Annotated in this window: 16 protein-coding genes and 1 riboswitch; of the genes, 4 read left to right on the top strand and 12 right to left on the bottom strand. The window is 60.8% G+C overall.

Features of this window, described 5'->3' with window-relative positions; all coding sequences use genetic code 11:
- Nucleotides 1–167: 167 nt before the first annotated feature.
- Genes ACP7BN_RS15085 through cobO form a run of 6 tightly spaced genes read right to left on the bottom strand, consistent with a single transcriptional unit; the run spans nucleotide 168 to nucleotide 6,176 of the window.
- Nucleotides 168–1,619, bottom strand: a complete 1,452-nt coding sequence (locus ACP7BN_RS15085; RefSeq protein WP_426205052.1) for a cobyric acid synthase — start codon at nucleotides 1,617–1,619, stop codon at nucleotides 168–170.
- Complete coding sequence (gene cobD, locus ACP7BN_RS15080; RefSeq protein ID WP_426205051.1) at nucleotides 1,616–2,608, bottom strand: threonine-phosphate decarboxylase CobD; 993 nt, start codon at nucleotides 2,606–2,608, stop codon at nucleotides 1,616–1,618. The genes ACP7BN_RS15085 and cobD overlap by 4 nt, the downstream gene beginning before the upstream one ends.
- Nucleotides 2,601–3,509 carry an adenosylcobinamide-phosphate synthase CbiB gene (gene cbiB, locus ACP7BN_RS15075; RefSeq protein WP_426205050.1) on the bottom strand — a complete coding sequence of 303 codons (909 nt, stop codon included), beginning with the start codon at nucleotides 3,507–3,509 and terminating at the stop codon, nucleotides 2,601–2,603. The genes cobD and cbiB overlap by 8 nt, the downstream gene beginning before the upstream one ends.
- Complete coding sequence (gene bluB, locus ACP7BN_RS15070) at nucleotides 3,506–4,156, bottom strand: 5,6-dimethylbenzimidazole synthase (RefSeq protein WP_420648064.1); 651 nt, start codon at nucleotides 4,154–4,156, stop codon at nucleotides 3,506–3,508. The genes cbiB and bluB overlap by 4 nt, the downstream gene beginning before the upstream one ends.
- Nucleotides 4,153–5,568: a cobyrinate a,c-diamide synthase gene (locus tag ACP7BN_RS15065; protein ID WP_426205049.1), complete on the bottom strand. Its 1,416-nt coding sequence runs from the start codon at nucleotides 5,566–5,568 to the stop codon at nucleotides 4,153–4,155. Before ACP7BN_RS15065 ends, bluB begins: the two co-directional genes overlap by 4 nt.
- A complete protein-coding gene (gene cobO, locus ACP7BN_RS15060; RefSeq protein ID WP_420648062.1) occupies nucleotides 5,565–6,176 on the bottom strand; it encodes a cob(I)yrinic acid a,c-diamide adenosyltransferase in 612 nt (203 codons plus the stop codon). The genes ACP7BN_RS15065 and cobO overlap by 4 nt, the downstream gene beginning before the upstream one ends.
- A gap of 81 nt (nucleotides 6,177–6,257) precedes the next feature.
- Nucleotides 6,258–6,486, bottom strand: a riboswitch (cobalamin riboswitch).
- Nucleotides 6,487–6,651: 165 nt separating this feature from the next.
- On the opposite strand from cobO, the gene ACP7BN_RS15055 reads away from it, so the two are divergent.
- Complete coding sequence (locus tag ACP7BN_RS15055) at nucleotides 6,652–7,236, top strand: hypothetical protein (RefSeq protein WP_426205048.1); 585 nt, start codon at nucleotides 6,652–6,654, stop codon at nucleotides 7,234–7,236.
- A 66-nt stretch (nucleotides 7,237–7,302) separates the two neighbouring features.
- Entirely contained in the window at nucleotides 7,303–8,616 is a 1,314-nt protein-coding gene (locus ACP7BN_RS15050; RefSeq protein ID WP_426205047.1) for a PQQ-dependent sugar dehydrogenase, read from the top strand.
- 74 nt (nucleotides 8,617–8,690) lie between these two features.
- Here the strand turns inward: ACP7BN_RS15050 and ACP7BN_RS15045 are convergent, their stop codons facing one another.
- The 6 genes from ACP7BN_RS15045 to ACP7BN_RS15020 all read right to left on the bottom strand — a co-directional run bounded on the left by ACP7BN_RS15045 (nucleotide 8,691) and on the right by ACP7BN_RS15020 (nucleotide 13,770).
- Nucleotides 8,691–9,227, bottom strand: coding sequence for a C40 family peptidase (locus ACP7BN_RS15045; protein ID WP_426205046.1), 537 nt, complete (start codon nucleotides 9,225–9,227; stop codon nucleotides 8,691–8,693).
- Between the two features lie 220 nt (nucleotides 9,228–9,447).
- The gene (locus ACP7BN_RS15040) at nucleotides 9,448–10,065 is read right to left on the bottom strand and encodes a C40 family peptidase (RefSeq protein ID WP_420648058.1); all 618 of its coding nucleotides are present in this window, start codon (nucleotides 10,063–10,065) and stop codon (nucleotides 9,448–9,450) included.
- A gap of 224 nt (nucleotides 10,066–10,289) precedes the next feature.
- Complete coding sequence (gene hda / locus ACP7BN_RS15035; protein WP_426205045.1) at nucleotides 10,290–10,994, bottom strand: DnaA regulatory inactivator Hda; 705 nt, start codon at nucleotides 10,992–10,994, stop codon at nucleotides 10,290–10,292.
- 222 nt (nucleotides 10,995–11,216) lie between these two features.
- Nucleotides 11,217–12,290: an AI-2E family transporter gene (locus ACP7BN_RS15030; protein WP_420648056.1), complete on the bottom strand. Its 1,074-nt coding sequence runs from the start codon at nucleotides 12,288–12,290 to the stop codon at nucleotides 11,217–11,219.
- A 34-nt stretch (nucleotides 12,291–12,324) separates the two neighbouring features.
- Entirely contained in the window at nucleotides 12,325–13,380 is a 1,056-nt protein-coding gene (locus tag ACP7BN_RS15025; RefSeq protein ID WP_426205044.1) for a DUF2066 domain-containing protein, read from the bottom strand.
- A gap of 240 nt (nucleotides 13,381–13,620) precedes the next feature.
- Nucleotides 13,621–13,770, bottom strand: a complete 150-nt coding sequence (locus tag ACP7BN_RS15020; RefSeq protein WP_420651428.1) for a hypothetical protein — start codon at nucleotides 13,768–13,770, stop codon at nucleotides 13,621–13,623.
- On the opposite strand from ACP7BN_RS15020, the gene purM reads away from it, so the two are divergent.
- Both purM and purN read left to right on the top strand, forming a co-directional pair.
- Entirely contained in the window at nucleotides 13,763–14,821 is a 1,059-nt protein-coding gene (gene purM, locus ACP7BN_RS15015; RefSeq protein ID WP_420648053.1) for a phosphoribosylformylglycinamidine cyclo-ligase, read from the top strand. The two genes, ACP7BN_RS15020 and purM, sit on opposite strands and share 8 nt — an antisense overlap.
- Nucleotides 14,821–15,471, top strand: coding sequence for a phosphoribosylglycinamide formyltransferase (gene purN, locus ACP7BN_RS15010; RefSeq protein ID WP_426205043.1), 651 nt, complete (start codon nucleotides 14,821–14,823; stop codon nucleotides 15,469–15,471). The genes purM and purN overlap by 1 nt, the downstream gene beginning before the upstream one ends.
- The last annotated feature ends 4 nt before the right edge of the window (nucleotides 15,472–15,475 follow it).

Genomic DNA, 15,475 nt, shown 5'->3' with positions numbered 1-15,475 from the left:
CTGCCGCCAAAGCCGGTAGTCCATTACTGTGTCCCATGACTAACTCGTCGTATCGTTTTATCAGGCGGGCATCTAGCCCAGTCATTTGATATCCATGCCGTCCCTTTATAGACCAGGATCGGGAGATGTGTAGATACCAATGCCGCGATGGGGCCATTGAAAACGCCTCAAATCCCACAGAGCTGACGCAACAAATCAGTATCGAGATGGTTCACCACCAGATCCGCCAGGCGTTCGATATCGCGCTCGCGCAAGGCGTGGTAATCCACCTCCTGCACGTCGCTCAACCCCGCCCAACGCAACAACGCCGCACTGGCTGCAGGCGACTCAAACAGCCCGTGCAGATAAGTGCCGAAAATCTGCCCATCGAGACTCTGCGCACCATCGCAACGACCGTCATCCAGATGCACCGCGGCATTTTCCAGCGCCGGCCCGGTGGTCACGCCGGCATGAATTTCGTAACCGCTGACCTCGGCATCTTCCAACGCCAGACGCCCACGCACATTGCGCAATTGCTTCTCGGCTTCGAGTTGGGTGGCGAACGCGAGCAAGCCGAGGCCGGCACTGGAACCCGGTGCGCCCTCAAGACCCAAAGGATCGTGCACCTGCTCGCCAAGCATTTGCAGACCACCGCAAATCCCCAGCAGCTTGCCGCCGTAGCGCAGGTGGCGACTGATCGCCGTGTCCCAGCCATTCGCGCGCAAATACGCGAGGTCGCTGCGTACGCTTTTCGAGCCGGGCAGGATGATCAGATCGGCCGGAGGGATCGCCTGGCCGGGGCCGACGAATTGCAGGTCGACTTGCGGGTGCAAACGCAGCGGATCGAAATCGGTGTGGTTGCTGATGCGCGGCAGCACCGGCACCACGACTTTGAGCACTTGCGAGGCCTTGTCGGTCTGGCGCTGATCAATGCCGTCCTCGGCCTCAAGATGCAGATCCATCACGTACGGCAGCACGCCGATCACCGGTTTGCCGGTGCGCTGTTCCAGCCAGTCGAGGCCCGGTTGCAGCAAGGCGATGTCGCCGCGAAAACGATTGATGATGAAACCTTTGACCCGCGCCTGTTCGCTCGGCGACAGCAATTCCAGCGTGCCAACCAGATGCGCGAAAACCCCGCCACGATTGATGTCGGCGATCAGCACAACCGGGCAGTCCACCGCCTCGGCGAAGCCCATGTTGGCAATGTCGCCGGCACGCAGGTTGATCTCGGCAGGCGAGCCTGCGCCCTCCACCATCACCAGCGGATACGCCGCGCTCAAGCGCTGATGCGAGGCGAGCACGGCTTGCATGGCGATGGCTTTGTAGTCGTGGTAGGCCACGGCGTTCATGCTGGTGACCGCGCGACCATGAATGATCACTTGCGCGCCCGTGTCGCTGTTGGGTTTGAGCAGCACCGGATTCATGTCGGTGTGCGGCGCGAGAAATGCCGCTTGCGCCTGCACCGCTTGCGCGCGGCCGATCTCGCCACCGTCCGCGGTCACCGCGCTGTTGAGCGCCATGTTCTGCGGCTTGAACGGCACCACCGCAACGCCCTGACGCGTGGCCCAGCGGCACAATGCTGTCACCAGCGTACTTTTGCCGGCATCGGACGTGGTGCCCTGCACCATCAATGTGGTCATGAACGTTCCTTCGCAAAAGCTTGCAGCGCTTGTTCGAGACGAGCCTCTTCAACTGCATCGGCAGGCAGACCGAAACGCAGGCTGCTGTTGTGCGCGAAGATGCGCACCAGAATGCCGCGTCGGGCCATGAATTCGTGCAGTTCGGCAGCCTGTTCGGTGATCAGCCACTGGAACAATGCGCAGCCGCCATGAGGTTTGAAGCCGTAACGCTCAAGCAGCAACGCCAGCCGCTCACTGGCCTCGTCGCTGCGGATACGCTGTTGCGTGTGCCCGTCAGTGTCTTGCAGACAGGCCTGGCCGAGCACTCGAGTTGGCCCACTTACAGCCCAAGGCCCGACCTGCTCGGCGAGCAATTTGAGCAACCTACGCTCGGCCAGCACAAAGCCCAATCGCACACCGGCCAGACCAAAAAACTTGCCGAACGAGCGCAACACGATCAGGCCGACCAGATGGGTAAACCCGGCCAGGCTCAAATGAGGGGTGTTGTCCATAAACGCTTCATCAACCACCAGCCAGCCACCGCGTTGCGCCAATCGCGCGTGCCAGTCGAGCAACCGCGCCGGAGTCAGACTCAGGCCGGTCGGGTTGTTCGGGTTAACGACAACCAGTACATCGAGGCTGTCGATGAAGAAGTCGACTTCCTGCTCCAGCGCTTCACGCACGATGTAGCCGCTGCGGCGCCAGGCTTCGGCGTGTTCGGCATAACACGGCGATAACACGCCGACTTTGCCGGCCCGGCGCAAACGCGGCAGCAACTGAATGGCCATCTGCGAACCGGCGACCGGCAGCACGTGCGCGGCACCGTAGTAATCGCAGGCAGCCTGCTCCAGACCGTCATCGGTTTCCGGCAGCCGCGCCCAGGCGCGCAACGGAATTTCCGGGACCGGAAACGGCCACGGCGCGAGACCGCTGGACAGGTCGAGCCAGTCTTCTTCGGCGATGCCGTATTCAAGCGCCGCCCTGCGCAACCGGCCACCGTGCTCAAGCATAGAATTCAGCCCCCACGCAGAGAATCAGCAGCCATAACCATACGCCGCGCTGGACCAATTGCCAGCCACGGTCGATGGAGTCGGCATCCGCCGGCGCGCCTTCACCGAGCTGCGGACGCTCGTGCAGTTCGCCGTGATAGATCGCCGGGCCACCCAGCTCCACGCCTAGCGCTCCAGCTCCCGCCGCCATCACCGGGCCGGCGTTCGGGCTGTCCCACTGCGGCGCTTGGGTACGCCAGCATTTGAGTGCGAGTCGGGTTTTTCCCAGTAGCGCATAGGTTAACGCCACCAGTCGTGCAGGAATGTAATTGAGCACGTCGTCGATTTTTGCCGCCGCCCAGCCGAAACGTTCAAAGCGTTCGTTGCGATAACCCCACATCGCATCCAGCGTGTTGCTCAAGCGATAGAGCACCACGCCCGGCGCACCGGCCACGACAAACCAGAACAGCGCGGCGAACACTGCATCGCTGCCGTTCTCCAGCACCGATTCGGTGGCGGCGCGGGCGACAGCGGTGCTGTCGAGTTCATCGGTCTGGCGGCTGACCAGATAACCGACGCGCTTGCGAGCTTCCTCCAAATCATCGCTGCGCAACGCCTTGGCCACCGGCTCGACGTGTTCGCCGAGGCTGCGCATGCCGAGCGCGCAATACAGCGCGAGAATCTCGACGATCCAGCCCACGTATGGCGCCCAGGAAAATGCCGTGGCGAGCAAGGTCAGCGGCAACACCGCAATCACCCACGCAGTGACGCCATGACTGCGCCAACCGCGACCGCCGCTATTGAAACGTTGCTCGATGCGCCCGGCAAAATTGCCGAACGCCACCAGCGGATGCCAGCGTTTGGGTTCACCCAGCAGCGCATCCAGCGCCACTGCGGCGACACTCAACAACGCCACACTCATTGACTCACTCCCCAATAATTTTCGTACAGCAACTCATTGAGCGGACGCGCCTGCGCCCACCCTTCGAGTACCAGCATCGGCGCCGGATAGAACTCCTTGACCGGCCCGAGGCAAAGCACCGCCAACGGCTTGGCCCCGGCCGGCAAATTCAACAAATCAGCCAGCGCTTGCGGTTCGAACAGCGAGACCCAGCCCATGCCCAGCCCCTCAACGCGCGCGGCCAGCCACAGGTTCTGAATTGCGCAGGACAGCGAGGCCATGTCCATTTCCGGCAGCGTGCGCCGACCGAAAATATGCCGTTCGCGATCATCCATCAGCGCGGCGACCAGCACTTCCGCACAGTCGTTGATGCCTTCGACTTTCAGCGTCATGAACTCGTCGCTGCGCTCGCCAAGGGCTTCGGCGGTGCGCACGCGTTCTTCTTCGACGAGGGTTTGGATCTGCCCACGCAAGGCGCGGTCGCTGATGCGGATGAAGCGCCACGGCTGCATCAGGCCGACGCTGGGTGCCTGATGTGCGGCTTCGAGCAGACGCCGCAGCAAGTCAGGCTCGACGGTCCCGCCGCTGAAATGGCGCATGTCGCGGCGTTCGGCGATGGCTTTATAGACCGCTGCGCGTTCGGCTTCGGTATATGCGTTGTCGGTCATGGCCCCATCGCTGGCAAGCCAGCTCCCACAGTGGGCGGTGCAATACCTGACGAAACGCAATCCCCTGTGGGAGCTGCGGTGCGACGATTCGACTTGCCAGCGATGGCGGCCTCAAGGTCTGGTGTAAACAGAGCAGCGACAGCCACAGGATTCGACGGAAAATAAAAGTGCACGTAAGACGCGGTCATCCGCCCCTGCCGATAAACCGCTTCCGCACCGCGTCCGCCGTTGGGGCTGTGGCCTCGGGCAATCGGTGTCAGTTCGGTGGTGGTCAGGGAATGGTGATAAGTGTGGCCGCGCAGTGCGCCCTCCGGCAGTTCGACGTCCTGCAACGCCAGCGCCGCCAGGCGTTTCTGCATCGTCGCATCGCCGCGCAACAGGCCGACCAGTTCGGCGCGGGTGCCTTCGACATCAGTCAACGAATCGAGCAGATAGAGCATGCCGCCGCACTCGGCGAGCAGCGGTTTGCCGGCAGCGTGATGTTGGCGGATCGCATCGAGCATCGAGGTGTTCTGTGCCAGCGCGACGTGGTGCAATTCCGGGTAACCGCCGGGCAGGTACAGGCTGTCGGCCTCGGGGATTTGCGTGTCGCGGATCGGCGAGAAGAAGCTCAATTCGGCGCCCATTGCGCGCAGCAGATCAAGGCTGGCGCCGTAAGTAAAGGCAAAGGCTTCATCGCGGGCGACGGCAATCCGCACACCTTTGAGCAACGGTTCAACGATCAGCTCGTCTGGCACGGCGAATTCCACGGCTGGTGGCAGCGCTACCTCGCAACTGCTGGCCAGTGCGGCGGCAGCGGCGTCGAGGCGCACGTCGAGGTCATTCAGTTCGCTGGCCTGCACCAGTCCGAGGTGACGGCTCGGCAGTTCGATGCCGGTCTCGCGCGACAATGCGCCGTACCAACGCAGCCCTTCCGTCAGGCTGCCTTCAAGCAATTGCGCATGCCGCAGCGTGCCGACGCGATTGGCCAGCACCCCGGCAAACGGCAAGTCCGGCTGATAACGCGCCAGGCCCAGCGCCAGTGCGCCGAAAGTCTGCGCCATGGCGGTGCCGTCGATCACGCCGAGCACCGGCACACCGAAGTGCCGCGCCAGATCGGCGCTCGACGGCGTGCCGTCAAACAGCCCCATCACACCTTCGATCAGAATCAGATCGGCTTCGGCGGCGGCTTCCCACAGCAAGCGGCGACTTTCCTGCTCGCCGACCATCCACATATCCAGTTGATAGACCGGCGCACCGCTGGCGCGCTCGAGGATCATCGGGTCGAGAAAGTCCGGGCCGCATTTGAACACGCGCACCTTGCGCCCCTGATTGCGATGCAAACGAGCGAGCGCAGCGGTGACGGTGGTCTTGCCCTGACCGGAGGCCGGCGCGGCGATCAGTACCGCCGGGCAGTGACGTGGTTGCTTCAAAGTTCGACGCCTTTCTGCGCTTTGATCCCGGACTGAAAGGCGTGCTTGAGCATGCCCATCTCGGTGACCGTGTCGCCCATCTCGATCATTTCCGGCTTGGCGCCGCGCCCGGTGACGACCACATGCTGCATCGGCGGACGCGCCTGCAAATCGCTGAGCACTTGATCGAGATCGAGGTACCCGTGCTTGAGCGCGATGTTCAGTTCATCGAGCACCACCAGACCGATCGACGGATCGCGCAGCAGTTCACGAGAGACTTCCCAAGCGGCTTCGGCAGCGGCGATATCGCGCTGGCGATCCTGGGTTTCCCAGGTAAAGCCCTCGCCCATCACATGGAAGCGCACTTGTTCAGGGAAGCGGCGGAAGAACAGTTCCTCACCGGTGCTGTTGCGGCCCTTGATGAACTGCACCACGCCGCACTGCATGCCGTGGCCCATGGCGCGCGCGAGCATGCCGAACGCCGAGCTGCTTTTGCCTTTGCCGTTGCCGGTCAGCACCAGCACCAGGCCACACTCGTCCGGCGAATTGGCGATGCGTTCATCGATCACGGCTTTTTTACGCTGCATGCGCGCCAGATGGCGTTCGTCGCGCTCGGGGGAATCGGTCATGGGGGAGCTCTCCGTTGAGGCTGGATAACGGCGGGCAGGCACAAGAATAGACGGCAAAAAGCCTGGCATCGCCCACCGTGATGCCGCTGGATGGATCAGGCCGGTCTCCGGGCTCATGAGCGGCGCATTCGCCGGACTGCGCGCCTTCCCGCTTGTTCAGCAGTGGCATCAGACGCAGTTTTTACTCATTTACCGTTGCGGGGGCAGCGCCGGGATCGTGATCGGTCTTCGCTTGAAGACAATCCTCACCGGCTTCCCTGTTTCACTCTGTCGACGTACGTCACAGAGCACCTGAAACAAGCGGCGAAGGTTAGAGGGTTGGGGGTGGAGCGTCAATTAAAGAGGGGCGCGCGCGCGTAATAACTGCCGCCGATCAAATATATGCCGCCATTGTTGTGCCACACTCTCAGCAGTGATATCAAAGAGCCATGCTTTTACCCAAAAAAGCGCCATCACAATAACAAGGGAGTGCACCATGCAAGGCATGATCATCAGCAACCCGCGACTGGAGTTCCTGCGCCCGGTGCTGGAACGCTGGTTTGACTGTATCGACCGCTACAACGCCGTGCGTGGCGACAACGACACGCCCTACTGGCATGACGAAAAAGCCAACCTCGGCCTGCTCTCGGCCGCCGCATGGATGGCCGAACTGGTGACATTGCGCGACACCGCCACGCGCAAGCAGAACGAGGAAGGCGAGCGCAATGCCCGCGCCGATCTGTTTCTCGCCGGGGCCGAGAACCGCGCATTCATTCAGGCGACTCAGCGCTGGCCGCGAGTCAACAGCCTGAACCTCACTCAAGCCCTGGCGGATATCACCAGCGAAGCCAAGCGCATCAGCTACGCCAGCGATCTGAAACTCGGCTGCCTGTTCGTCGCCCCGCAAAAAGCCCAGCACAGCGCCAGCCCGGAAGAATTGCAGGACATGGTCGACGACCTGCAAAAGGAAAACACCTGCGCCGTGGCCTGGTATTTCCCCTACGCCTACCGCAAATTGCACAGCGACGCCGGCAACTATCATCCGGGCATCGCCGTGCTGTTCAAAGAGGCGCGCGGCTGAGCAGTTGAACCATCGGGCTTGTACGCTTCTCTATGATTAACAATGCATTCATAGGGAAGATCAGCAATGCGCAAGCCCCAGCTCGTTTTTGTCATCGCGCTCGCCGGAGGGCTCGCCGCCTGTGGTGAATCCTCCAGCCTGCAAGTCATCGACGGCACCGGCCCGTCACCGAAACTGCCAGAACCGAACAAAACCCTGATCCCGACGGTGAACATTGCCCCGGCAGTCGGCTGGCCGGCGGGGGCGAAACCGACCGCCGCCGCTGGCACTCAGGTCGCAGCATTTGCGGAAAACCTAGACCACCCACGCTGGCTGTATGTGCTGCCCAATGGCGATGTGCTGGTCGCGGAAACCAACGCGCCGCCCAAACCTGATGACGGCAAAGGCATTCGTGGCTGGGTGATGGAAAAAGTCATGGGCCGTGCCGGTGCCGGTGTGCCGAGTCCGAATCGCATCACCCTGTTGCGCGACGCCGATCACGATGGCGTGGCCGAGACGCGCACGGTGTTTCTGCAAAACCTCAACTCGCCATTCGGCATGACGCTGGTCGGCAACGATCTGTATGTCGCCGACACTGATCGGCTGCTGCGCTTCCATTACGAAGCCGGCGCCACCGAGATCAAGACCCAGCCGATCAAAGTCGTGGATCTGCCCGGCGGCACGCTGAACCACCACTGGACCAAAAACGTGATCGCCAGCAAGGACGGCAGCAAGCTGTACGTGACCGTAGGCTCAAACAGCAACGTCGGCGAGAACGGTCTGGATAAAGAGGAAGGTCGCGCGGCGATCTGGGAAGTGGATCGCGCCACTGGCAATCACCGCATATTCGCTTCGGGTATCCGTAATCCCAACGGCTTGGCCTGGGAGCCGCAGAGCGGAGCTTTGTGGACGGCGGTCAATGAGCGTGACGAAATCGGCAGCGATCTGGTGCCGGACTACATCACCTCGGTCAAGGATGGCGGCTTCTATGGCTGGCCATTCAGCTATTACGGTCAGCACGTCGATGTCCGCGTCGAGCCGCAAAACCCGGACTTGGTGGCCAAGGCGATCGCGCCGGATTACGCGGTCGGCCCACACACTGCTTCGCTGGGTCTGACATTCGCTGAAAGCAACACGCTGCCGGCGCAATTCAAGGAAGGCGCATTCATCGGCCAGCACGGCTCGTGGAACCGCAAACCGCACAGTGGCTATAAAGTGATTTTCGTGCCGTTTGCGGCGGGCAAGCCGACTGGCAAACCGGTGGATGTGCTGACCGGGTTCCTCGACAAAGATGAAAATGCCTTGGGTCGCCCGGTGGGCGTGGTGATTGATCAGCAGGGTGGATTGCTGGTCGCGGATGACGTCGGCAACAAGGTTTGGCGGGTTGCGGCCAGCAAATAACCGATCATTGCCTGACGCATAAAAAATGTGGGAGCCAGCCTGCTGGCTCCCACATTTGTTTTGTGCAGCTTGGGTTACGGGTTATGCGCCAGATGCTCCGGCTGCAACACTCGTTTGGCGCTCAAGTAAGCTTTCTGCCAATAAGCCTTGGACAGACTGTCCAGTTTCACCGTGCCGCCAGTCGCTGGTGCATGCACGAAGCGCCCTTCCCCGACGTAAATCCCCGCATGACTGACCTGCGAGCCGCCATTGGTGGCGAAGAAGATCAGGTCACCGGTCTGCAAGCCTTCTTTGCCGACATTCGGCGCCTGCATCACGATCAGTTCGCGGGTCGAACGCGGCAGGCTGATGCCGGCCGCATCGCGGTAAACAAAACCGATCAGGCCGCTGCAGTCAAACCCCGAATCCGGCGTGTTGCCGCCCCAGCGATAAGGCGTGCCAACCAGACCAAGCGCGCGGAACAGCACGTCTTCGGCAGCAGGCGAAAAACTTTGAGAAGGACTGAACACGACCGGCGCGCGTACAACCGGCGCGGGCGGCGGCGTGCGACTGGCGCAGCCACTGAGCAGCGCTGCGAAAAGCATAAAGGTGAGGCGGGCCGACATCGTCATAAGCAGAACATCCTGATCTGGCTGCGGCTTTAACTGCCGATTCGACAGAAAACAAAACCGCCTGCGTCAGACGCAGGCGGTTTGCCATCAATATAGATTCAGAATTCTAGCGGCTACGCGGCAAACTTCAAGTAAGACTTTAACTTCACCTTGTAAAGTTTAGGTCTATTACTCCTGAAGGGCCGTTTTTGTCGCCACGGACGTGGCGACAACAGGGTGATTACTTGCGAGCGGTAACCACGGTAGGCGCATTCGCCAAAGCGCGTTTGGCTTCGATGAAGGTCTTGCTCCAGTAGCTGTCACCCAGGCTGTCGATGCGAACACCGCCACTGCGACGACTGCTGGAATGGATGAACTGATTGTCACCCAGGTAGATCCCGGCGTGACTCACACGACCGCGACGACCATTGGTGGCGAAAAACAGCAAATCACCCGGCTCAAGATTGCTGCGCGCAACCAGCGGTGCATCGACGTTGATCATTTCGCGGGTAGAACGCGGCAGGTTCATGCCGGCCTCTTCGCGGAACAGATAGCCAATGAAACCGCTGCAATCGAAACCGGCTTCAGAGGTGCCACCGAAACGGTAACGGGTACCGATCAGGGACATGCCGCGTTCAAGGATGCTGTCAGCCAGAACTGGAAGCTGGTAAGGCTTGCTGCCGTTGAAATTGGCCAGTTCTTTTTCGGTGTCCAGCTCTTCCTGATAAATAACGGAAGACTGAGCAGTGGCAGAATTTTTAACCTGTTGAGGCTGCTCTTGGACTGGAGAATGAGCAGCGCAACCGAATAACAGGGTGACGAGTGCGAGAGGCACGAGGGGTGCGAAGCGCTTTAGCATGGGCACGACCGTGGCTGATAGTTGTAAAGAAGCCGAGACTATGCCCGCTATCATCCTCATTTGCAAATTCAATCGATCTTTTTGTGACTTCCGAGTTTCTCGTTTACATCTAAGCGCTTAAGCCCATTTGAAACGATACGCAGCTGGCACACCGTGCCGGAAAGCGGATTTTCTGGCGCCTGAAAGATGCCGAAACGCGCTGAACGCTACGGTTCAAGCGGGTTTCACCAGCCGAGGGTTTCTTTCAGAAAGGGGATCGTCAGTTTGCGCTGAGCTTGCAATGAGGCCTGATCGAGCTGCTCCAGCAGATCAAACAGCGCACTCATGCTGCGCGTGCCGCGAGTCAGAATGAAATGCCCGACTTCATCGGTCAGGTGCAGACCGCGTCGTGAGGCACGCAATTGCAGGGCACGCAATTTGTCTTCGTCGGAGAGAGGACGCATCTGGAAAATCAGCGCCAGGGTCAGGCGCGATTTCAGGTCAGCAAGTTTCACCGGCAGCTCACGCGGCGAAGTCGATGCGGCGATCAACAAGCGCCGACCGCTGTCACGCAGACGGTTGAAAAGGTGAAACATCGCCTCTTCCCAGTCAGCCTTGCCGGCAATCACCTGCAAGTCATCCAGACACACCAGTTCGTACTGCTCAAGGTTGTCGAGGATGCTCACGCCGCGATCCATCAACTCGGCCAGCGGCAGGTAAACCGCCGGTTCCCCCATCTGTTCGAAGCGCAGACACGCAGCCTGCAACAGATGCGTACGCCCGACCCCGTGCTTGCCCCACAGATAAATCAGGCTCTCCGTCCAGCCGGCGTCGGCTTCGCAGAGGCGCTCGACATAGCCGAGTGCAGCGGCATTGGCGCCTGGGTAGTAGTTGATGAAGGTGGCGTCGTCACGCAGACGCACACCTAGGGGCAGCTGAATCGGTTTCATGCTGACTGAACAGTTCTCAAGGAACCGTTAGTGGCCTCTGTGTAAAGTGAGCGGAAGTTTATACCCGTCAAGCGGAGCGCACAATGCGACAGACCCCAAGCAAAATCAAAGGTTTGCGTTAATGCAGCGGTTTTATGACAGTTTTACTGACGCTGCAGAGACAAGTATCACCTGCAGAACACGGGCCAACCCGGTTATCCACCGGGCGGCCCGTCGCGATGATTACAGCTTGGGTTCATCCAGGCCGCTGTAAATGTCGGAGTCCTTGTACACATCATGCATATGACGCACGAGCACCATGATGACCGCCGCGACCGGCAATGCCAGCAGCACACCGGTGAACCCGAATAACTCGCCACCCGCCAGGATCGCGAAGATCACCGCCACCGGATGCAGACCAATGCGGTCCCCCACCAGCCATGGCGTCAGCACCATGCCTTCCAGCGCTTGACCGACCATGAATACAGCAACGATTCCGATCATCGGGTACAGATCCCCGCCAAACTGGAACAGTCCGGCGATCAACGCCGCACCGATACCGATCACGAAGCCCATATACGGCACAATCGCCGCCAGACCGGCAATCAAACCGATCAAAAGGCCCAGTTCCAGCCCGACAATCATCAGACCCGCCGAATAGATCACGCCAAGCGCCAGCATCACCAGCAATTGCCCACGTACGAACGCGCCGAGCACTTCGTGGCATTCGCCAGCCAGTGCCACTACACGCTCCTCGCGATCACGCGGCAGCAGGCTACGGATCTTGGCCATCATCACGTCCCAGTCGCGCAGCAAATAGAAACTCACCACCGGGATCAGCACCAGATTCGCCAGCCAGCCGATCAACGCCAGACTCGAGGCGGTAGCCTGACTCAGTACCACACCGACGATATCAGTGGTCTGGCCCATGTGTTCACTGATCGCCGCTTTGACTTTATCGAACTTCCAGAACCCGTCCGACAATCCGAGCTTGGCCTGCGCCCATGGCACGGCCGTGTGTTGCAGCCAGTCGAGCATTTGCGGCGCCAGTTCATACAGGCGCATCAGTTGCTTGGCGAGCATCGGCACCAGCACCAGCATCAGCGCGGTGACAATCAGCGTAAACAGCGCAAATACCGAAATCACGCCCCAGGTGCGCGACAACCCCAGCTTCTCCAGACGATCCACCAGCGGATCGAATAGATACGCGAGCAGTAACGCCACCAGAAACGGCGTCAGGATCGGGTGCAGCAACCAGACAAATGCGCAAAGCAGGACAACCCCACCGAGCCAGAACCAACGCCGTGTATCGGCCATTTACCACTCCTGCTTCATCTATATAAGGAAAGACTTACCAACGGAAACGCAATGACGGCGCGGCAGGTGTCGGAGCCGGAGCAACCGGCGCTGCACCGGGAACCGCAGGCTGCGGCGCCGCTACCGGCGCCGGCGTTTCGGCGGGCAACTCTTGCAACTTGGCCAGCGACAATTGCGCACGCATCTGATCCGCGCTGCCATTCACGCGATACACGATGCGATCGCCGTCAACACTCTGCAGACGCACGCCAAACGGTTCGAGTAACCGCAACAGTGCTGCGTAATGCTCAAGATTCATGCCCTGCACTTCCAGGGTCTGCTGACCCGAAGCGCCAGGCCTGGCAACAAAACGTGGCGCCAACCGCTCGGTGACCGCCAGCATAACCGCATCAGCGACCGCAGCCTGATCGGCGCCCTGCACGTTGCCCGCTTCTTTTTTATCGCCAAGCCACAGCTGCCATTTGGCCTGCCATTGCCCACCCTCTTCACGCGCATGCACTGCCAGCAAGGCGTCAGCGTTATAGCGCTCAGACGCATCACGCAACGGCGCCGGGTCCGCGCCTTCGAGGGCGGGGCCGGTCGCGACCAACTGTTCACTCAGATCAGCCAGCGGCAAGCGCAACGGCAAACCACGATGCTGAGCCGCGCGGCGCAAAGGAGCGGCAGCGGCCTGACCGTCGCCAACCAGACTCGAACCTTCAGCGGAATCGTTCAGCCACCAGCTAAGAATCGACGGCCGACTGGCGCCCCACAATGCCAACCCGGCGCGACGCAATGCCTGCTCGGTAGTGCCCGGATCGAAATCGACCTTCAGCACTTCCGGCGGCCCGGCGTCGAAGCCGAACTGACTGATGATCTGTTGCGGGTCCTTGCGCACTGGCGCCAGCCCTGGGTTCTGCACGGCTTTCGGATCGCCCGTCAGGCGCAGCACCAGCGTGTCCAGCGCAGCCTGCGTCGCGCGATCACGCTCTTCAGGCGTCTGGCCAGTCACCGGCTCACGCACTTGATAAAGACCTTTGAGATTTTCGGCATGACTCGCCAGGCTGACCAGAGACAAACAGCCCACAAACAACAATTTACAAAAACGCATGGAGAATTCCCGTCGACAGGAGCGGCTGGAACAGGCCGCGTGAACCGGTTGAGCAATGGCTGTGACCCCCGGCCGTTGCAAAACATTCACACGCTGGCAGTAAGTTTTTGCACAGTGTTAACGATAGACGGTTAATCGCCACACCTTATACAGGCACCCGTAACAGCTTCTAAACCTTCGATTGCAAAATTTTTCCGGTGATATGGCCCTGCCCGTCGGCGCGAGGATGGCCGCTGCCCCTCAAGCCTGATAAAATCGCGCGCCTTCGCAGACCGGCAACAGCCGGGCGTCATGAAAATCGCGTGAGGCAATCGCCCCGTCGATTTTGGCGTCCCCGCTGAATTCGGTCGTTACCCAGAAATCCCCCCTAAAGGCCTGGATCATGAGCAAGCAACCCTCCCTGAGCTACAAGGACGCCGGTGTAGACATCGACGCCGGTGAAGCATTGGTCGAACGCATCAAGAGCGTCGCCAAGCGCACTGCGCGCCCGGAAGTCATGGGCGGCCTGGGCGGTTTCGGCGCCCTCTGCGAAATCCCGGCCGGCTACAAGCAGCCAGTGCTGGTGTCCGGTACTGACGGCGTCGGCACCAAGCTGCGTCTGGCTCTGAACCTGAACAAGCACGACAGCATCGGCATCGACCTGGTCGCCATGTGCGTCAACGATCTGGTGGTGTGCGGCGCCGAGCCGCTGTTCTTCCTCGACTACTACGCCACCGGCAAACTCAACGTTGAAACCGCGACCCAGGTAGTGACCGGTATCGGCGCTGGCTGCGAATTGTCCGGTTGCTCGCTGGTTGGCGGCGAAACCGCTGAGATGCCAGGCATGTACGAAGGCGAAGACTACGACCTGGCCGGCTTCTGCGTCGGCGTCGTGGAAAAAGCCGACATCATCGACGGCTCGAAAGTCGCCACCGGTGACGCGCTGATCGCGCTGCCATCGTCCGGTCCGCACTCCAACGGCTACTCGCTGATCCGCAAGATCATCGAAGTATCCGGCGCCGACATCGAAAACACCCAGCTCGACGGCAAACCACTGACCGACCTGCTGATGGCCCCGACCCGCATCTACGTCAAGCCGCTGCTCAAGCTGATCAAAGACACCGGCGCCGTTAAAGCCATGGCCCACATCACCGGTGGCGGCCTGCTCGACAACATCCCGCGCGTTCTGCCTAAAGGCGCTCAGGCCATCGTTGACGTGGCGAGCTGGACCCGCCCTGCGGTGTTCGACTGGCTGCAAGAGAAAGGCAACGTTGACGAAACCGAGATGCACCGCGTGCTGAACTGCGGCGTGGGCATGGTGATCTGCGTGGCGCAAGAGCACGTTGAAATCACTCTGAACACCCTGCGCGAAGCTGGCGAGCAGCCTTGGGTCATCGGCGAGATCGCTGCAGCTGCCGAAGGCGCTGCTCAGGTTGAACTGAAGAACCTTAAGGCTCATTAATGTCCGCAACCTGTGATGTCGTGGTGCTGTTGTCCGGCACCGGCAGTAACTTGCAGGCTTTGATCGATAGCACGCGGACCGGCGACAGCCCGGTCCGCATCGCTGCGGTGATTTCCAACCGCGCCGACGCTTACGGCCTGCAACGCGCCAGAGACGCGGGTATCGCCACCCGCTCGCTGGATCACAAGGCTTTCGAAGGTCGCGAGGCCTTCGATGCCGCTCTGGTCGAACTGATCGACGCCTTCAATCCGAAACTCGTGGTACTGGCCGGTTTCATGCGCATTCTCAGCGCTGACTTCGTGCGCCACTATCACGGTCGCCTGCTCAATATCCATCCGTCGCTGCTACCCAAATACAAAGGGTTACACACTCATCAGCGCGCGCTGGAGGCCGGCGATGCCGAACACGGCTGCTCCGTGCACTTCGTCACCGAGGAACTCGATGGCGGACCACTGGTCGTACAGGCAGTAATACCGGTAGAGTTGCACGATTCGCCGCAAAGTCTGGCGCAACGGGTTCACGTTCAGGAACACCTGATCTATCCGCTGGCCGTACGCTGGTTCGCCGAAGGACGGCTGAGCCTCGGCGAGCAAGGTGCTTTACTGGACGGCCAGCCACTCGCGGCCAGCGGTCACTTGATTCGTAACTAGGAGA

Source organism: Pseudomonas sp. TWP3-1 (genome assembly GCF_049896625.1).
Lineage (GTDB): Bacteria > Pseudomonadota > Gammaproteobacteria > Pseudomonadales > Pseudomonadaceae > Aquipseudomonas.
This window is presented reverse-complemented; position numbering and strand designations above follow the sequence as displayed.

Bases quoted from the DNA above. Each gene is read 5' to 3' on its own strand.
- ACP7BN_RS15085 (WP_426205052.1), bottom strand. From the start codon at position 1,619: ATGACCACATTGATGGTGCAGGGCACCACGTCCGATGCCGGCAAAAGT.
- ACP7BN_RS15050 (WP_426205047.1), top strand. From the start codon at position 7,303: ATGCGCAAGCCCCAGCTCGTTTTTGTCATCGCGCTCGCCGGAGGGCTC.
- ACP7BN_RS15040 (WP_420648058.1), bottom strand. From the start codon at position 10,065: ATGCTAAAGCGCTTCGCACCCCTCGTGCCTCTCGCACTCGTCACCCTG.
- cobO (WP_420648062.1), bottom strand. From the start codon at position 6,176: ATGACCGATTCCCCCGAGCGCGACGAACGCCATCTGGCGCGCATGCAG.
- cobD (WP_426205051.1), bottom strand. From the start codon at position 2,608: ATGCTTGAGCACGGTGGCCGGTTGCGCAGGGCGGCGCTTGAATACGGC.
- purN (WP_426205043.1), top strand. From the start codon at position 14,821: ATGTCCGCAACCTGTGATGTCGTGGTGCTGTTGTCCGGCACCGGCAGT.
- bluB (WP_420648064.1), bottom strand. From the start codon at position 4,156: ATGACCGACAACGCATATACCGAAGCCGAACGCGCAGCGGTCTATAAA.
- ACP7BN_RS15045 (WP_426205046.1), bottom strand. From the start codon at position 9,227: ATGACGATGTCGGCCCGCCTCACCTTTATGCTTTTCGCAGCGCTGCTC.
- cbiB (WP_426205050.1), bottom strand. From the start codon at position 3,509: ATGAGTGTGGCGTTGTTGAGTGTCGCCGCAGTGGCGCTGGATGCGCTG.
- ACP7BN_RS15025 (WP_426205044.1), bottom strand. From the start codon at position 13,380: ATGCGTTTTTGTAAATTGTTGTTTGTGGGCTGTTTGTCTCTGGTCAGC.
- ACP7BN_RS15055 (WP_426205048.1), top strand. From the start codon at position 6,652: ATGCAAGGCATGATCATCAGCAACCCGCGACTGGAGTTCCTGCGCCCG.
- hda (WP_426205045.1), bottom strand. From the start codon at position 10,994: ATGAAACCGATTCAGCTGCCCCTAGGTGTGCGTCTGCGTGACGACGCC.
- purM (WP_420648053.1), top strand. From the start codon at position 13,763: ATGAGCAAGCAACCCTCCCTGAGCTACAAGGACGCCGGTGTAGACATC.
- ACP7BN_RS15030 (WP_420648056.1), bottom strand. From the start codon at position 12,290: ATGGCCGATACACGGCGTTGGTTCTGGCTCGGTGGGGTTGTCCTGCTT.